Below are 16,632 nucleotides of genomic sequence, written 5' to 3'. Positions count from 1 at the left end.
TTTCAGCAACCTAATTTCCGCAACAGGCCGGCACACTCGAACGCCTCTCCAGGGCTCAGCGAATCTTCAATAACAGCTCAACCACTTCCATCACCTCGTCCATCGCCGCTGCGGCGGCCTCGGCCGAGGGTCGCAGCAACAGGCCGTCGGCATGGCCCATGATCTGGGCGAAGATCTGCCGGGCTGCACGTGCGGGTGATGCGCATTGGAAAACCTGGGCCTGCACGCCGGCTTCGATGATGCTGGCGAGCAGGGCCTGCCACTGCTCATCCACCCTCTGGTAGGCCTCGGCCAGCACGGTGTCGTGCATGGCTTCATCCCAGGCATCGAGCCACAGCGCCCAGCTGTCTTCGGCAGACACCGGCAGGCAATCGCGCAGGAATCCATGCAGGGCCTCCAGCGGCGGCAAGCCAACCAGGGGCGCGCCTACGGCGTCCAGTTGCTCGTTGGCGAAGCGCACGAAGGCTTCACGACGCAATTCATTCCAATCGCTGAAGTAGTGATAGATATGGCTACGGGACAGGCCGGCGTGGTCCGCCAGGTCGCGGGTGGAAACGGCGGCGAAGCCCTTGCTGAGAAACAGCTCCAGGGCGGCGGCGATGATCTGGTCTTTGCGGTCGGTACGGGACATGCGGGCATTACCTCAGGGCGCCGGTGGATGGATGGCGCTTGCATTTTGAGCGGTCGCTCAAATACCATTGAGCGATCGCTCAATAATAGCGCTTATCTTCCCTCCGGTGCACTCATGCCAGCCGTTACCCCGCAAGTCCTGATCGATGAAAGCAAAAAAATCGGTCAGCAATCCGCCAGCCAGACCCTGAAAGCCATCGCCCGCGCCTACCCCGGCAAGCTTTTCTGCACCTTGTCGCTGGTGGCGCTGGAGAACGCGTTGCTGTTGGCCTACCCGCTGTTTGCCGGGTTCGCCGTGGACTCGATCATTCGCGGCGACGCCGGCAGCGCCCTGGTCTACGCCCTGGTGGTGCTGGCGTTCTGGGTGGTCGGGGCCGCGCGGCGGGCGGTGGATACCCGCACCTTCACGCGGATCTACGCCGACCTGGCGGTGCCGGTGATTCTCAACCAGCGCCTGCAGAACCAGAGCACCTCCACCGCCGCGGCGCGGGTGGTGCTGGCCCGGGAGTTCGTCGACTTCTTCGAGAAGCACGTACCGACCATCGCCACCGCGCTGGTCTCGATTGTCGGCGCGGCGGTGATGCTGCTGGTGATCGAACCCTGGGTCGGCCTGGCCTGCCTGGTGGCCTTGCTGCTGTGCGTCACCCTGCTGCCGCGCTTCGCCCGACGCAATCAGGAGCTGCATGAGCGCCTCAACGACCGGCTGGAAAAGGAAATCGACCTGGTGGCCAAGGTCGGCGCCACCTCCCTGCAACGGCACTACCGGCTACTGTCGCGGTTGCGGATCTGGTTGTCGGACCGCGAGGCCGCGGCCTATCTGCTGCTTGGCTCGGCGGCCGCGCTGCTGTTCGTGATCGCCATCAGCCAGCTAGCGCTGACCGAGGGGGTCAAGGCCGGGCATGTGTACGCGGTGATGACCTACCTGTGGACCTTTGTCAGCAGCCTGGATGAAGCGCCGACCATGGTCGATCAACTGGCGCGCCTGCGGGATATCGGCAAGCGGGTGGACCCGGGGCTCACCGAACCGGCCGAGCCCCGCTGAAACCTCAGAACGGCCGGATGCGATAGCCGTTGCCATCCTTGGCCTCGGCGAACTTGTAATACGCCGACAGATTGACCTTCTCGGCGATGTGCTGGGTGAACGACACGCCGTCATCGCCCCACACGCGACCGATGTGGCTGTAGGCAAAGGCTTGCGCGGCCCACTGCTTGTCGCCCTTGCCCATGTTGTTCATGGCCACGTAGCCGGACGACGTCCTCGACATGCCGCTGACCTCGCCACTGACATCGTTCTGGCCGTTGGTGACCGGGGAAATGAACACCTTGGCGCTGGTGGTGCGGGCCTCGGCGTATTGCGAGAGCTTCTGGTTCTCCGAGTGGTTGAGCACCAACAGCACCTTGCCCTGCAGTTGGCTGGCGGTCGGCCAGGACTTGCCCTTGAGCGAGCCCTGCAAGGCACTGCTGCTGACACCCAGGTGCTGGGCCAGGTCGCCCGGGGTGTAGAGCTTGCCCTGGAAAATCCGGCTGACCAGGTCATCGAAGTCTTTCGGCGTACGCCCGGAGCTTTCCTTCGACCAGCCCTGCTTCTTGTCGAGGATCAGGGTAATCGGGAAGTGCCCGGGATGGCTGTCGCTCCAGAGCTTGATGTCATTGAGGCAGGCCTCAAGATCGTTGGTGCCTTTGCCGTCGCCGGTGCAATTGTTGTCATTGCCGGACTGGAACAGGCTGCCGGGGTTGTGCCGCACGAACCAGTGGCGGGGCGAACCTCCGGTGACCGCATCGCGTTGGTCCCAGAAGTCCAGCTCCAGGGTGCGCACGCTGTCGAGCACGCTGGTGAAGGTGCCGGCGTACTGTTTTTCGTAGCAGTTATGGCACGCCACCTGGGCGATAGCGTTGAAGGCGGTGTACCAGGAAGCCGGGGAAATGAATCCCACAGCCTCCTGGCTGGACGCCATCTGGCTGGCCAGCACCAGGGGCATCACGGCGGTACGGAGGGCAAAGCGAGTGAGACGGGACATGTCAGCTCCTGCCGGGAAGGCATCCTGTAGGGAAATCGCCCCTATGGTTTAGCCCAGCCCCGCGCATTTGCAATCGGCCTCCCCAGCCGTGGCCAACGGCCACGCAACCGCTATCAACGGAAGCGATCGACCTCCTGGCGCAAGTCCGCCGCCAGCTTCTCCAGCTCCTTGGCGGTGATCGCCAGGTTCGACACCACTTCGCGTTGTTCGCTGTTGGCCAGGGCAATGCTTTGCAGGTTGCTGCTGAGCAGGGTCGCCGTGCTGCTCTGCTCCTGGGTCGCGGTGGTGATCGCGGCGAACTGCTGGCCGGCCGAGCGGCTCTGCTCGTCGATGCGCGCCAGGGCCGAGGCGACATTGGCGTTGCGCGACAGGCCTTCCTGCATCAGCACATTGCCCTGCTCCATGGTGGCGATGGCGTTGCCGGTTTCCTGCTGGATGCTGTTGATCATCCCCGAGATTTCATCGGTGGCTTCGCGGGTGCGCGAGGCCAGGTTGCGTACCTCGTCGGCGACCACGGCAAAGCCGCGGCCTTGCTCGCCGGCGCGCGCGGCCTCGATGGCGGCGTTCAGCGCCAGCAGGTTGGTCTGGTCGGCAATCGCGGTGATCACCCCGACGATGCCGCCGATTTCCTCGGAGCGCTGGCCCAGGGTATTGATCACATTGGCTGTGCTGTTCAAGGCGCCGGCGATCTGCTCCAGCGACGCCGAGGCTTCCTCCATCGAGGTGCGGCCGATCCGGGTCTGCTGGGCATTTTCCTGGGCCAGGCGCTCGGTGTTGCCCATGTTGTCGGCGATGTTCAGCGAGGTGGCGCTGAACTCCTCCACCGCCCCGGCCATGCTGCTGATCTCGCCCGACTGTTGTTCCATGCCCTCGTACGCCCCGCCCGACAACCCGGACAACGCCTGGGCCCGGCCATTGACCTCCGCGGCGGCCTTGCGGATGTGCTCGACCATGGTCGACAGGGCCTGGCCCATCTGGTTGAAGCTGCCTGCCAATTGGCCGATCTCATCCTGGCTGGAGACATTCAGGCGCGCACTCAGGTCGCCTTTACCCAAGGCATCGGCCTGGCGCACCAGGTCGCCCAGCGGCGCAAGCTTGCTGCGCAGCAGCCAGACCGTGGCACCCACCGCCAGCAGCATTGCCAACAGGCTGCCAATGACCAGCCGCAGACCGACGCTCCAGGTCACCGCACGGATCTCGGCCTTCGGCATGCTCGCCACCACCGACCAGGGCCCGCCTTCGAAGGGCACGGCGACACTGTAGAAGTCCTCGTTCTTGTCGCTCCAGAAGTGGCCCTTGCCCGGCTGCCTGGCCAGTTCAGCGATGGTCGCCCCCGCCGGCTCCAGGGCCTGCACGCCGGCCGGCCGCACCAGCCACTTTTGCTGTTCGTCGAGCAGCGCCAGGGAACCGGTCTGGCCGATGCGGAAGCGCTTGAGGTTGTCGAACTGGGCGTTCTGCGCATCGGTGTAGTCGAAGCCGACGAACAGCACCGCAATCACCTGGCCGGCGCTGTCCCGCACCGGCGTGTATTGGGTCATGTACAGGCGCTCGAAGAGCAGCGCGCGGCCGACATAGCTCTGCCCCGCCATGAGTTTCTGGTAAGCCGGGTGCGCGTGGTCCAGCAGGGTGCCGATGGCGCGGCTGCCGTCCTGCTTGCTCAGCGAGGTGCTGACGCGGATGAAGTCGTCGCCGCTGCGCACGAACACCGTCGCCACGCCGGCGGTCATCTGCTTGAACTCGTCGACCTCCTCGAAATTGTTGTTCAGCACCACGTCGCCCAGGTGCAGGCCCGGAGTCTGGGTACCGGCCACAGTCACCGGCTGGTCCGGGCGCAGGCTCAGGCCGCCGCTGAAACGCTTTTCGAACAGCCCGCTCAGGCGCTGGGTGCTTTCGCGCAGGGTGCCGTGGAAGGTATTGAGCTGGTCGGCCAGCAGCCGTGCCTCACTGGCCAGGTGTTCTTCCCGGGTGGCGAGGTTGGCGGCGTCCAGCGAGCGCAGGGCGAAGACAGTACTGCCGCTGATCACGATCGCCAGTACCACGGCGAGTGCGAGACCAAGCTGCGAGGCGATCCGGGCACGAGGTTGAGGCATGACAGCTCCTGGCCGAGAGACCGGATCGTCCTGATCGCGTCACACGCTCGGCAATGGTTCTAATAAGAATGAGGTGTCGAAACCGTTCAGAACGAAGGTTCCACTTCCAAGGATTCGGCGGCGCCGATCAATACTTGAGCGCGTTGGATGGGTATCGCGCAGGCCCCTGGTTACGGGGCCTTCATCGTTTCAGCCGAGACGCTCTACGTCGGGCAATTGCATGGCGCGGACCTCGTTCTGGAGAAAATCGCTGAGGCGGCGCAAACGTTCACCTCCAGGCCGGGTCTTGGGCCAGACCAGGTAGTAATTCTCGCCACTGGCCACCGCCGTCGGCCAGGGCAGGCTCAGGCGTCCCTGGGCCACATCCTCGGCCACCATCAGCAGGTCGCCCATGGAAACCCCGTAGCCGCGGGCCGCGGCGATCATGCCCAGTTCCAGGGTGTCGAAGACCTGCCCGCCCTTGAGCGAGACCTGCTCGGACAGGCCCATGCGCTCCAGCCAGTTGCGCCAGTCGCGGCGATCCGGGGTCGGGTGCAGCAGCTCGGTGGCCGCCAGCCGCGCTACATCCCACGGCTGGTCGTTGAGCAGGTTCGGCGCGCCCACCGGGATCAGCAGTTCCGGAAACAGGTAGCTGGCCTCCCAGTCCGGCGGAAAGTGGCCGTTGCTCAGCAGCACCGCGCAGTCGAAGGGCTCCTGGTTGAAGTCCACCGAATCGACGTCCATCCAGGCGCTGGTCAGTTGCACTTCGTTGCCCGGTTGCAGATGGCGGAAGCGGCTCAGGCGCGCCAGCAGCCAGCGCATGGTCAGGGTCGAGGGTGCCTTCATGCGCAAGATGCCGTCTTCGGCGCGCAAGGTATCGCAGGCGCGCTCGAGGGCGGTGAAGCCCTCGCGAATGCCTGGCAGCAGCAGGCGCGCGGCTTCGGTCAGTTGCAGGTTGCGCCCGCTGCGCTGGAACAGCCGGCAGGCGAAGTGGTCTTCCAGGGTGCGGATATGCCGGCTGACCGCGCTCTGGGTGATCGACAGCTCTTCGGCCGCGCGGGTGAACGAGCTGTATCGCGCCGCGGCTTCAAAGGCGCGCAAGGCATACAGGGGCGGAAGACGACGGGGCATGGCAGCACTCCACAGGCGCAATGGCGCCAAGTTACCAGAATCCGCAAGCATGAGTTTTAATCATGCTACCAATCGTTTTTATCCCTTTGTGAAAGTCGACGAGAGCGCCGAGAATCAACCCTCTTGACTCCCTCCCCCCTATCGAGACCGATGACCATGCAGCATCCAGCACGCACCGAACTCTGGGCCATCCTGCGGCTGGCCGGGCCGCTGATCGCCTCACAGTTGGCGCACATGCTGATGGTGCTGACCGACACCCTGATGATGGCCCGCCTCAGCCCGGAAGCCCTGGCCGGCGGAGGCCTGGGCGCGGCCACCTATTCGTTCGTGTCGATCTTCTGCATCGGCGTGATCGCGGCGGTCGGCACCCTGGTCGCGATTCGCCAGGGCGCCGGCGACATCGAAGGCGCCACGCGCCTGACCCAGGCCGGGCTCTGGCTGGCGTGGCTGATGGCGCTGGTCGCCGGCCTGCTGCTGTGGAACCTCAAGCCGGTGTTGCTGCTGTTCGGCCAGACCGAAACCAACGTGCAGTCAGCCGGCCAGTTCCTGCTGATCCTGCCGTTCGCCCTGCCCGGCTACCTGAGCTTCATGGCCCTGCGCGGCTTCACCAGCGCCATCGGCCGCGCCACGCCGGTGATGGTCATCAGCCTGGCCGGCACCGTGGCCAACTTCCTGCTCAACTACGCCTTGATCACCGGCATGTTCGGCCTGCCGAAGCTGGGGCTGGTGGGGATCGGCCTGGTCACCGCGATCGTCGCCAACTGCATGGCCCTGGCGCTGGCCTGGCACATCAAGCGCCACCCGGCCTATGCCGCCTACCCGCTGCGCCAGGGCCTGGCGCGGCCCAATCGCCAGTATCTGCGGGAACTCTGGCGCCTGGGCCTGCCCATCGGCGGCACCTATGCGGTGGAAGTCGGGCTGTTCGCCTTCGCCGCGCTGTGTATGGGCACTATGGGCAGCACCCAGTTGGCGGCGCACCAGATCGCCCTGCAGATCGTTTCCGTGGCCTTCATGGTGCCGGCCGGGATCTCCTACGCGATCACCATGCGCATCGGCCAGCACTACGGTGCCGGGCAGCTGCTGCACGCGCGCATGGCCGGCCGGGTCGGGATCGCCTTTGGCGGCGCGGCCATGCTGGGTTTCGCCATGGTCTTCTGGCTGCTGCCGAACCAGTTGATCGGGCTGTTCCTCGACCATGACGACCCGGCCTTTCGCGACGTGATCAACCTCGCGGTCAGCCTGCTGGCGGTCGCGGCCTGGTTCGAGCTGTTCGATGGCACGCAGACCATCGCCATGGGCGCGATTCGCGGGCTCAAGGACGCCAAGACCACCTTCCTCGTGGGCCTGGGCTGCTATTGGCTGATCGGTGCGCCGGCGGCCTGGCTGATGGCCTTCACCCTGGGCTGGGGCGCGACCGGCGTGTGGTGGGGCCTGGCATCCGGGCTGGCGTGCGCCGCCATCAGCCTGACCCTGGCTTTCGAATGGAAGATGCGCCGGATGATTCGCCGGGAAGGCGCGGAACCTGTCGCGCGGGATAACTTCCAGACCGCCCCGGATTCCCTGTAGCGGCAGGTTCTCCTGCCACTACGGAGGGGTGCCGTCAGATGACCTCGCCGACCAGGACCTGCTGGCTTGCGCCGAACGTCAGGTATTCCACCAGTTCCGCCAGCGGCAGCGGCTTGCTGATCAGGTAGCCCTGCGCCTGGTCGCAGCCGAAGCTGCGCAGCAAGGCCAGTTGCTCGGGGGTTTCCACGCCCTCGGCCACCACCTCGAGATGGAGGTTGTGGGCCAGGTTGATCATGGCGTGCACCAGCTTGCGGTTCTCTTCGCGCAGCTCCATGCCGCCGACGAAGCTCTTGTCGATCTTCAGCAAGGCAATCGGCAGGCTGTTGAGGTGCACGAAGGACGAGAACCCAGTGCCGAAATCGTCCAGGGAAAACCGCACCCCCAGCCGACCCAGCGCATCCATGGTCTGCTTGACCAGGTCGCTGCGGCGCATCACCGCGGTTTCGGTCAACTCGAATTCCAGCCATTGCGCCTCGACACCCCGCTCGGCAATCAGCCGGCTGAGGGTCGACAGCAGCTGGCTGTCCTGGAACTGGCGGAACGACAGGTTGACCGCCATGTGCAGCGGCGCCAGGCCACGTTCGCGCAGGGCCTGCATGTCGCGCAGCGCCCGGGAAATCACCCAGTAGCCCAGCGGCACGATCAGGCCGCTCTGCTCGGCCAGGGGCACGAACTCGCTCGGCGGCAACAGCCCGCGCTCGCCGTGGCGCCAGCGCACCAGGGCCTCGAGGCCGACGATCTGCCCGTCATGCAGGTTCAGGCGCGGCTGGTAGTGCAACTCCAGCTCGTCGCGGCGCAAGGCCCGGCGCAGTTCGCTTTCCAGGTCGGCGAGGCTGCGGGCATTGCGATTGATGCGCTCGTTGAAGATGTGAAAGGTACAGCCCTGGGTACTTTTGGCCTGCTGCATGGCGATGTGCGCGTGCCACATCAGCGGGTCGGCGCCGGCATTCGCCCTGGCGTGGGCGATGCCCAGGCTGCAGCCGATCAGCAGGCTTTCGCCATCGATCCAGTACGGCTCGGCCATGACTTCGGCGATGCGTTCGGCCATCCACTCGGCGCGTTGCGGCGCCCGGCGGGTATCGATCAGCAGGGCGAATTCGTCGCTGCCCAGGCGCGCCAACTGGTCGCCGGCCTCAAGCTGGCTCTTGAGCCGCGAGACCACTTGCAGGATCAACCGGTCGCCGGCCTGGTGGCCCAGCGCATCGTTGGCATGGCGGAAGTTGTCCAGGTCCAGGTGCCCCAGCGCCAGCCCGCGCCCTTCGTTTTCCGCCAGGCGCGCCGCCAGCAGGGTCTGGAAACCCTGGCGGTTGGCGATGCCGGTCAAAGGGTCCTGCTCGGCCAGGCGCAACAGGGTGCTTTCCAGTACCCCGCGCTCGCGCACATGGCGCAGGCAACGGCGCACCGTATCGGTAGTGAGGTTTTTATTCACCAGCCAGTCGCTGGCGCCGGCTGGCGTGTTCAGCGGCTCCTGCTCCAGCAGCAATACCGTGGGCAGGCTGCAACGACCGGGAGCCGGTTGCAGTTGGGGAACGGTTAACAGAATCGCAGAGCGGTCTTCATCGAACAGACGGCTGACAGATTCCCAGGTCGGCGCACTGATCAGCACCACCGAGTCTCCCAACGGAGCGAGACACTCGCGCAACAACGCTGCCCACGCCGGCTCTTCGGCCAGCAGCAGCAAGCGCAAGGGTTCGACAGGCTTGGACAAGCTAGCTCCCTAGACTCTGTAATAGAAGTTGGCGGCGGGCATTATGACGCGCAGATAAACAATGACAAATGATATTGATTATCAAGCGCAATTTCTTGTACCGCTCTAACTCGAACATTAGACGCATATTCAGCGCGCATCCTGAGGGAAAGTATCAAAACCGGCAAATTTAGATAGCGTGCTGCGTCACAAGTCGGAGAGAGCAGCAGAATCCGTCCAGCCTGTTAAAATGCCCGCCCATTTCGCTACAGACCCCTTTTTTCGTCATGTCCCGACTCAATCCCCGGCAGCAAGAAGCCGTGAACTACGTCGGCGGCCCTCTTTTGGTGCTCGCCGGTGCTGGCTCCGGCAAGACCAGTGTAATCACGCGCAAGATCGCCCACCTGATCCAGAACTGCGGCATTCGCGCGCAGTACATCGTCGCCATGACCTTCACCAACAAGGCCGCGCGGGAGATGAAGGAACGGGTCGGCACCCTGCTGCGCAGTGGCGAGGGCCGCGGCCTGACCGTGTCGACCTTCCACAACCTGGGGCTGAACATCATCCGCAAGGAGCATGTGCGGCTGGGCTACAAGCCGGGCTTCTCGATCTTCGACGAGACCGACGTCAAGGCCCTGATGACCGACATCATGCAAAAGGAATACTCGGGCGACGACGGCGTCGACGAGATCAAGAACATGATCGGCGCCTGGAAGAACGACCTGATCCTGCCGGCCCAGGCCCTGGAAAACGCGCGCAACCCCAAGGAACAGACCGCGGCCATCGTCTACACCCACTACCAGCGCACGCTCAAGGCGTTCAACGCGGTGGACTTCGACGACCTGATCCTGCTGCCGGTGAAGCTGTTCGAGGAACACGCCGACATCCTGGAGAAGTGGCAGAACAAAGTGCGCTACCTGCTGGTGGACGAATACCAGGACACCAACGCCAGCCAGTACCTGCTGGTGAAAATGCTCATCGGCAAGCGCAACCAGTTCACCGTGGTGGGCGACGACGACCAGTCGATCTACGCCTGGCGCGGCGCCCGCCCGGAAAACCTGATGCTGCTCAAGGAAGACTACCCGTCCTTGAAGGTGGTGATGCTCGAGCAGAACTACCGCTCCACCAGCCGCATCCTGCGCTGCGCCAACGTGCTGATCTCCAACAACCCCCACGAGTTCGAGAAACAGCTGTGGAGCGAGATGGGCCATGGCGACGAGATCCGCGTGATCCGCTGCCGCAACGAGGACGCCGAGGCCGAGCGCGTGGCCATGGAAATCCTCAGCCTGCACCTGCGCACCGACCGGCCCTACAGCGATTTCGCGATCCTCTATCGCGGCAACTACCAGGCCAAGCTGATCGAGCTGAAGCTGCAGCATCACCAGATTCCCTATCGCCTGTCGGGCGGCAACAGCTTCTTCGGGCGCCAGGAAGTGAAGGACCTGATGGCCTACTTCCGCCTGATCGTGAACCCGGACGACGACAACGCCTTCCTGCGGGTGATCAACGTGCCGCGCCGGGAAATCGGCTCGACCACCCTGGAAAAACTCGGCAACTACGCCACCGAACGCAAGATCTCGATGTACGCCGCCACCGACGAAATCGGCCTGGGCGAACACCTGGACAGCCGCTTCACCGATCGCCTGGCGCGCTTCAAGCGCTTCATGGACAAGGTGCGCGAGCAGTGCGCCGGCGAAGACCCGATTTCCGCCTTGCGCAGCATGGTCATGGACATCGATTACGAGAACTGGCTGCGCACCAACAGCTCCAGCGACAAGGCCGCCGATTACCGCATGGGTAACGTGTGGTTCCTGATCGAGGCGCTGAAGAACACCCTGGAAAAAGACGAAGACGGCGAAATGACCGTCGAAGACGCCATCGGCAAGCTGGTGCTGCGCGACATGCTGGAGCGTCAGCAGGAAGAGGAAGACGGCGCCGAAGGCGTGCAGATGATGACCCTGCATGCCTCCAAGGGCCTGGAATTCCCCTATGTGTTCATCATGGGCATGGAGGAGGAAATCCTCCCCCACCGCTCCAGTATCGAAGCCGACACCATCGAGGAAGAACGCCGCCTGGCCTACGTGGGCATCACCCGCGCGCGCCAGACCCTGGCCTTCACCTTCGCCGCCAAGCGCAAGCAGTACGGTGAAGTCATCGACTGCGCGCCCAGCCGCTTCCTCGACGAACTGCCGCCGGACGACCTGGCGTGGGAAGGCAACGACGACACCCCGACCGAAGTCAAAGCCGTGCGCGGCAATAACGCGTTGGCGGATATACGGGCGATGTTAAAGCGCTAGAATTGGCCATTTTTTAACCGCAGCATTTTTAACCGAACACCTTTTATCAGAGCTCAGGCGCACAAGGCGTCAACAGAGGAAAGCTTCATGGAAGCACTGCACAAGAAAATCCGCGAAGAAGGCATCGTGCTTTCCGACCAGGTCCTGAAAGTCGACGCCTTTCTGAACCACCAGATCGACCCGGCCTTGATGAAGCTGATCGGCGACGAATTCGCCACGCTGTTCAAGGACTCGGGCATTACCAAGATTGTCACCATCGAAGCCTCGGGCATCGCCCCGGCGATCATGACCGGCCTGAACCTGGGCGTACCGGTGATCTTCGCGCGCAAGCACCAGTCCCTGACCCTGACCGAGAACCTGCTGTCGGCGACCGTGTACTCGTTCACCAAGCAGACCGAAAGCACCGTGGCGATTTCCCCGCGTCACCTGACCAGCAGCGACCGCGTGCTGATCATCGATGACTTCCTGGCCAACGGTAAGGCGTCCCAGGCGCTGATCTCGATCATCAAGCAGGCGGGCGCCACCGTGGCCGGCCTGGGCATCGTGATCGAGAAGTCGTTCCAGGGCGGCCGCGCCGAACTGGACGCGCAAGGCTATCGCGTGGAATCCCTGGCCCGGGTCAAGTCCCTGGCCGGTGGCGTGGTGACCTTTATCTAAGAGGCTTCGCCTCTTGATCGCGGGCAAGCCTTCTACAGAGACCACCCGCTTCTGTAGGAGCAGCCGGTCGACGCTCGATTGCCCGCGATGACGCCGCCAGGCGTCTACCTCATGCCTGCGCCGTCTCCCGCAGCGCCGCCAGCAGCAAACGCTGATAGATCTCCTCGCGCCAGCCATCGGGCTTCACCAACTGCATCCGCTGCAGATGCGCCGGAAACGCCTCGGGCGGTGGGGCATCCAGCGCCGCCTTGCCCAATTCGAGAATCTCGCTGAGCTTGAACTTGCTCTTCAGCCAGTTCAGCGCCCGCAGCAAATCCCGCTCCTCTGCGCTGAAATCGCTGCCCAGCGGATATTCCGGGAACAGGTGCCGGTGCCGCGCCTGGATCGCCAGCAAGCGTTGCGGGTGGTTGTCGGTAAAACGCGGATCGAGGCGGAAATCCCTGGGCAGTTTGCCGGCCTTCTGCGCCTGTTCGATCAGGCCCGGCTGGAACCGCGAGTCGCTGATATTGAGCAGCGCTTCGATGACCTTCGCATCGGTCTTGCCGCGCAGATCAGCGATGCCGTACTCGGTGACCACGATGTCCCGCAGGTGCCGCGGGATGGTGCAGTGGCCGTATTCCCAAACGATGTTGGAGCTGACCAGGCCCGCGGATTCGCGCCAACTGCGCAGGATCAGGATCGAGCGCGCGCCTCGCAGCGCATGGCCCTGGGCGACGAAGTTGTATTGCCCGCCGACCCCGCTGAGCACCCGGCCGTCTTCCAGCTGATCCGCCACCCCGGCGCCCAACAGGGTGACCATGATCGAACTGTTGATAAAGCGCGCATCCAGGCGCTGCAGGCGCTTGAGTTCTTCGTCGCCGTACAGCTCGTTGATGTAGCTGATGGCGGTCATGTTGAACTCGCCGAGCTTGCTCTTGGGCAGGTCCCTGAGGCGCTGGTAGAAACTGCGCGGCCCGAGGAAAAAGCCGCCGTGCACCGACACCCCGCCCAGCGCCTGGTCTTCATCCAGGGTCCCGGCGTTGGCCTGTTGCTGCAAGTCCACCGAGGGATAGACCTTGCGCCGCACGATGCCGGCATCGGCCAGGGCCAGCAGGCCGTTGACGAACATCTCGCTGCAGCCATAAAGGCCCTTGGCGAAAGGCTCCACCCCGCCTTCGCGCTCGATCAGCGGCTTCCAGCACTGAATCTCCAGGTCCGCCAGCAGCGCCCGATAACCGTCGTTGTCCGCCTGGCGCGCCAGCAACGCCGCCGTCAATGCGTCGCCCATGGAGCCGATGCCGATCTGCAGGGTGCCGCCGTCGCGCACCAAGGTGCTGGCGTGCAGGCCGATAAAGTGATCCTGGAACCCCACCGGCATGTTCGGCGTGGAAAACAGCGTGCTGCCCTCCTCTTCGTCGATCAACAGGTCGAAGGTGGCGGCGTCGATTTCGGCGTCGCCCGGCATGTAAGGCAGGTCGCGATGCACCTGGCCCAGCAGCAGGATGGTTTCACCGGCGGCACGTCGCTCGGCGATCATTGGCAACAGGTCGAGGGTGATGTCCGGGTTGCAACTCAGGCTCAGGCGGTCGGTTTGCTGCGGGTCCCGGGCCACCAGTTGCGCGACCAGGTTCAGGCCGGCGGCATTGATGTCGCGCGCGGCGTGGCTGTAGTTGCTGCAGACGTAATCCTGCTGCGCCGCCGGGCTGTTGAGCAGGCTGCCGGGCTGCATGAAGAACTGTTCGATATGGATATTGGCCGGCACCTGGTTGCGGTGCAGGTCGGCGAGGAAGTCCAGCTCGGGGTAGTCGCCGAAGACCTGCTCGATGAAAGGCTCGAGGAAGCGCCGTTGCAGGCCATCGCCCAGCGGCGGGCGGCCCAGGCTCAGGGCGGTGTAGAGGGTCAACTGGCGCTCGGGCAGTTGCGCGATGCGACGATACAGGGCATTGGCGAAGCGGTTGGGTTTGCCCAGCCCCAGGGGCATACCCATGTGAATATGCGCTGGCAAGCGTGCCAGGACCTCATCGACCGCCCGCTCGATAGAACATGACTGCACCATCCGATCCTCCAGTACCTTCCATGAATTTGAGGTTGGACCGAGCTTGCCGGGTCTTTGCTGCAATGAACAGTAGCGGCCGAATCGCAGGCATGAAAAAAGCCGCTCGTAAGCGGCTTTTTTGCGCAAGATCCGTGCTTATTTCAAGCCGGACATCTTCTGGATGGCGCCTTTGAGCTCTTCGTCGGAGCAGTCGGCGCAGGTGCCTTTAGGCGGCATCGCATTGATGCCGGTAATGGCCTTGGCCAGGATGCCGTCGAGGCCACCCTGGTGATCCGCGCGCTCTTTCCAGGCAGCAGCGTCGCCGATTTTCGGCGCGCCCAGCAGGCCGGAGCCGTGGCAAGCATTGCAATGCTTGGCAATCACTTCGTCTGGAGTCTTCGCACCACCGCCACCGGCGGCAACAGCGACTTCCATGCCCTTGCATTCCTGACCCTGGACGCAGACCTGGCCAACCGGCTCGAGGCGCTTGGCAATGTCGTCGTTGGTCGCAGCTTGAGCGCTGACAGCCCAGAGGGCCAATACGGTTGCTGGTGCAGCCAGCATTTTCATAATTAGGTTCACGCGTACACCCTCAATGGTGGCTAGTCACGCCCACGGCCACGGTTTCGCGGGCGGGCGCAAGTATAGCGGTTAGCCCGCCACTCTGAAACAACCCTAGATTCAAAGGGGGATTAGAGAGAGGCGAAATGCGGCTTCGGGCACCGCTGCAATCCTTGCAGGACGCCTCTTCTATTAGAAGTTCGCGGGCGTGGCTGCGCTGATTAGTCGCGCGGGTGCATCGAAAGGATTACGGAAACGGTGCGGTTTGGTGCTTTCGAAATAGTAGCTGTCACCGGCTTCGAGCACGAATGTCTCAAGACCCACCACCAGCTCCAGGCGTCCTTCCACGAGAATCCCGGTTTCCTCGCCTTCATGGGTGAGCATCTCTTCACCGGTATCGGCGCCCGGCGGATAGATCTCATTGAGAAAAGCGATCGCCCGGCTCGGATGCGCCCGGCCCACCAGCTTCATGGTCACCGCGCCATCGGAAATATCGATCAACTCGTTGGCTTTATAGACGATCTGGGTGGGTTTTTCCTGGAGGATTTCTTCCGAGAAAAACTCGACCATCGACATGGGAATGCCGCCAAGAACCTTTCTCAGCGAACTGATCGAGGGGCTGACGCTGTTCTTCTCGATCATCGAAATGGTGCTGTTGGTGACGCCCGCGCGCTTGGCGAGTTCACGCTGGGAAAGGCCTTTGAGTTTACGGATGGATTGCAGTCGTTCACCGACGTCCAATGCGGCAGCCTCCTAGGGATCAGGCGTTGTTGTAGTTGAGCGTTATCATGGCGATAGCGTTCAGTATTTACAACACTTGGGCCCCAATCCCAGGGGGCAAGGCGACTTTCGGCAGTGCGCTGTGCCGCTCAGTCCCCGGAATAGACGCGTGGCACCCGGCGCAGGTTGCAGAACAGCTGATAAGGGATGGTGTCAGCCGCGGCCGCCAGCTCGCTGGCGAGGATGTTCTTGCCCCACAGCTCGACGGTAGAACCCAGCCCGGCCTCTGGCACGTCGGTCAGGTCGATGCACAGCATGTCCATGGAAACCCGGCCGAGCAGTTGGGTACGCTGCCCCGCCACCAGCACCGGCGCACCGGTCGGCGCATGCCGCGGATAACCGTCGGCGTACCCCATGGCCACCACGCCGATCCGCATCGGCCGTGGCGTGACGAATTTGGCGCCGTACCCCACCGGCTCGCCGGCCGGCAGTTCGCGCACGCAGATCACCTTCGACTCCAGGGTCATCACCGGTTGCAGGCGCGCGGCCAGTGGATGCGGCTCTTCGAAGGGGGTCGAGCCATACAGCATGATGCCGGGGCGCACCCAGTCGCTGGGGATGTGCGGCCAGCCGAGCACGGCTGGCGAGTTGCGCAGGCTGATCTCGGCGGACAAGCCCTGGCGCGCCGCCTCGAACACCGCGACCTGCTCGTCGCTGCTGCTGCAACTGAGCTCGTCGGCGCGGGCGAAGTGGCTCATCAACACGATCTTCGCCACCTTGCCGCTGGCCAGCAGCCGTTGATAGGCCGGCTGGTAATCCTTGGGATGCAGGCCGACACGGTGCATGCCCGAATCCAGCTTGAGCCATACCGTCAGCGGCTTGGCGACGGTGGCCTGCTCGATGGCCTCCAGCTGCCACAGCGAATGCACCACGCACCAGAAATCATGTTCGACGATCAGGTCCAGCTCATCGGCCTCGAAAAAACCTTCAAGCAGCAATATCGGCGCGCGAATCCCCGCCGCCCGCAGCTCCAGGGCTTCTTCGATACAGGCCACGGCAAAGCCGTCGGCCTCGGCTTCCAGCGCCTGGGCACAGCGCACCGCGCCATGGCCATAGGCATCGGCCTTGATCACCGCGAGCGCACGGGCGCCCGGCGAGGCTTCGCGGGCCAGTTGGTAGTTGTGACGCAGGGCTTGAAGATCGATCAGGGCACGGGCAGGACGCATGGCGGCAGACTTCTAGGCGGTCATGTGGGAAGAAAAAACCGGCGCTGGCGGATGGC

13 protein-coding genes are annotated in these 16,632 nt (G+C 64.0%); 4 read left to right on the top strand and 9 right to left on the bottom strand.

The genetic code is table 11. From position 1 onward, the window contains the following. Positions 1–55 precede the first annotated feature (55 nt). Positions 56–631 (bottom strand): TetR/AcrR family transcriptional regulator, encoded by a 576-nt coding sequence (locus tag BM019_RS18595; RefSeq protein WP_092419207.1) that lies wholly within the window; start codon positions 629–631, stop codon positions 56–58. Positions 632–745: 114 nt separating this feature from the next. Between BM019_RS18595 and BM019_RS18590 the strand changes: the two genes are divergently transcribed. After that, positions 746–1,672, top strand: a complete 927-nt coding sequence (locus BM019_RS18590) for an ABC transporter six-transmembrane domain-containing protein (RefSeq protein WP_175510683.1) — start codon at positions 746–748, stop codon at positions 1,670–1,672. Between the two features lie 4 nt (positions 1,673–1,676). On the opposite strand, the gene BM019_RS18585 is transcribed toward BM019_RS18590, so the two are convergent. The 3 genes from BM019_RS18585 to BM019_RS18575 form a co-directional block, all read right to left on the bottom strand. After that, positions 1,677–2,648 carry a Ca2+-dependent phosphoinositide-specific phospholipase C gene (locus tag BM019_RS18585; protein ID WP_009046168.1) on the bottom strand — a complete coding sequence of 324 codons (972 nt, stop codon included), beginning with the start codon at positions 2,646–2,648 and terminating at the stop codon, positions 1,677–1,679. A gap of 113 nt (positions 2,649–2,761) precedes the next feature. Further along, on the bottom strand, positions 2,762–4,738 hold the full coding sequence (locus BM019_RS18580) for a methyl-accepting chemotaxis protein (protein ID WP_092419201.1): 1,977 nt from the start codon (positions 4,736–4,738) through the stop codon (positions 2,762–2,764). A gap of 189 nt (positions 4,739–4,927) precedes the next feature. Next, positions 4,928–5,848 carry a LysR substrate-binding domain-containing protein gene (locus BM019_RS18575; protein ID WP_007926627.1) on the bottom strand — a complete coding sequence of 307 codons (921 nt, stop codon included), beginning with the start codon at positions 5,846–5,848 and terminating at the stop codon, positions 4,928–4,930. A gap of 156 nt (positions 5,849–6,004) precedes the next feature. On the opposite strand from BM019_RS18575, the gene BM019_RS18570 reads away from it, so the two are divergent. Further along, positions 6,005–7,414 (top strand): NorM family multidrug efflux MATE transporter, encoded by a 1,410-nt coding sequence (locus BM019_RS18570; RefSeq protein ID WP_175510681.1) that lies wholly within the window; start codon positions 6,005–6,007, stop codon positions 7,412–7,414. Positions 7,415–7,448: 34 nt separating this feature from the next. On the opposite strand, the gene BM019_RS18565 is transcribed toward BM019_RS18570, so the two are convergent. Next, positions 7,449–9,122, bottom strand: coding sequence for a putative bifunctional diguanylate cyclase/phosphodiesterase (locus tag BM019_RS18565; protein ID WP_092419195.1), 1,674 nt, complete (start codon positions 9,120–9,122; stop codon positions 7,449–7,451). A 266-nt stretch (positions 9,123–9,388) separates the two neighbouring features. Here BM019_RS18565 and rep point away from each other — a divergent pair, with 266 nt between their 5' ends. Beyond that, positions 9,389–11,398 (top strand): DNA helicase Rep, encoded by a 2,010-nt coding sequence (rep, locus tag BM019_RS18560; protein WP_007932416.1) that lies wholly within the window; start codon positions 9,389–9,391, stop codon positions 11,396–11,398. Between the two features lie 87 nt (positions 11,399–11,485). After that, entirely contained in the window at positions 11,486–12,055 is a 570-nt protein-coding gene (locus tag BM019_RS18555; protein WP_025807028.1) for a xanthine phosphoribosyltransferase, read from the top strand. Between the two features lie 109 nt (positions 12,056–12,164). Here the strand turns inward: BM019_RS18555 and BM019_RS18550 are convergent, their stop codons facing one another. The 4 genes from BM019_RS18550 to alr all read right to left on the bottom strand — a co-directional run bounded on the left by BM019_RS18550 (position 12,165) and on the right by alr (position 16,576). Beyond that, entirely contained in the window at positions 12,165–14,090 is a 1,926-nt protein-coding gene (locus tag BM019_RS18550) for an acetyl-CoA hydrolase/transferase C-terminal domain-containing protein (RefSeq protein WP_092419193.1), read from the bottom strand. Between the two features lie 135 nt (positions 14,091–14,225). Continuing rightward, on the bottom strand, positions 14,226–14,639 hold the full coding sequence (locus BM019_RS18545) for a c-type cytochrome (protein ID WP_009046174.1): 414 nt from the start codon (positions 14,637–14,639) through the stop codon (positions 14,226–14,228). 183 nt (positions 14,640–14,822) lie between these two features. Then, complete coding sequence (locus tag BM019_RS18540) at positions 14,823–15,371, bottom strand: cupin domain-containing protein (RefSeq protein WP_007932420.1); 549 nt, start codon at positions 15,369–15,371, stop codon at positions 14,823–14,825. A gap of 128 nt (positions 15,372–15,499) precedes the next feature. Continuing rightward, a complete protein-coding gene (gene alr / locus BM019_RS18535; RefSeq protein WP_053263099.1) occupies positions 15,500–16,576 on the bottom strand; it encodes an alanine racemase in 1,077 nt (358 codons plus the stop codon). Positions 16,577–16,632: the final 56 nt, after the last annotated feature.

Origin of the sequence: Pseudomonas sp. NFPP07 (assembly GCF_900115645.1) — a bacterium.
In the GTDB taxonomy this organism is placed as follows: Bacteria; Pseudomonadota; Gammaproteobacteria; order Pseudomonadales; family Pseudomonadaceae; genus Aquipseudomonas; species Aquipseudomonas chlororaphis.
Note: the sequence above shows the minus strand (reverse complement) of the source record. Positions and strands in the feature narration are given on the sequence as shown.